We start from the raw sequence: 258 nt of genomic DNA, 5'->3' as shown, positions 1-258 counted from the left end.
GACGCGATATCGGCGCCCTGCCCGCACCCGCGCGGCTTGCCGCGGCCGGTCTCTATCATCCGGCGGCGCCTGCCCCGTTTGCCGCGGCGGAACCGTTCCGAACCTGGGCAGGGACCCGGGGCTGGGCGGACCGGCCGGTGGTCGCCATCGCCATCGCCGATGGCATGATCCGCGACATGCAGACCGAAATCGTCGACGCGGTCGTCGCGGCGCTCGCCGAGAAGGGGCTGCTGGCGGCCCCCTTCTGGTCTGACGATC

Annotated in this window: 1 protein-coding gene; it reads left to right on the top strand. The window is 72.9% G+C overall.

Features of this window, described 5'->3' with window-relative positions; genetic code table 11:
* Nucleotides 1-258, top strand: a 258-nt coding sequence (locus tag RVY79_RS20310; protein ID WP_317466393.1) for a cobaltochelatase subunit CobN, incomplete at both ends; no start/stop codon positions are given.

This window comes from Chromohalobacter sp. HP20-39, from assembly GCF_033052815.1.
In the GTDB taxonomy this organism is placed as follows: Bacteria; Pseudomonadota; Gammaproteobacteria; order Pseudomonadales; family Halomonadaceae; genus Chromohalobacter.
Note: the sequence above shows the minus strand (reverse complement) of the source record. Positions and strands in the feature narration are given on the sequence as shown.